Source organism: Bradyrhizobium sp. USDA3010 (assembly GCF_056429065.1).
Genome location: NZ_JBWJZD010000151.1, coordinates 1 through 305, shown reverse-complemented (window position 1 = coordinate 305; position 305 = coordinate 1). Strand labels below are relative to the sequence as shown.

1 protein-coding gene is annotated in these 305 nt (G+C 67.2%); it reads left to right on the top strand.

The annotated features are described in order from the left end of the window. A partial coding sequence (locus AC066Y_RS43360; RefSeq protein ID WP_478279153.1) for an Ig-like domain-containing protein occupies positions 1-305 on the top strand: 305 nt, incomplete at both ends.

Here is a 305-nt window from a genome sequence, read left to right as displayed (position 1 = left end):
GGCGCTCAACGTCGGCGGCACGCTGACCGACAGCTTCACCTACACAGTTTCGGACGGCCAGGGCGGCACCAGCAGCACGACTCTGACCATCACCATCCACGGCACCGACGACGCGCCGGTTGCGGTCAATGACACAGGCTCGGCGACAGAAGCCGGCGGCACCAACAACGGAACGCCGGGCTCGAACGCCACCGGCAACGTGCTGACCAATGATACCGACGTCGACAACACCACGGCATCGCTGGCGGTCTCGGCGATCCGCACCGGCACGGAAGCCGGCTCGGGTACCTCCGGCACGGTTGGCT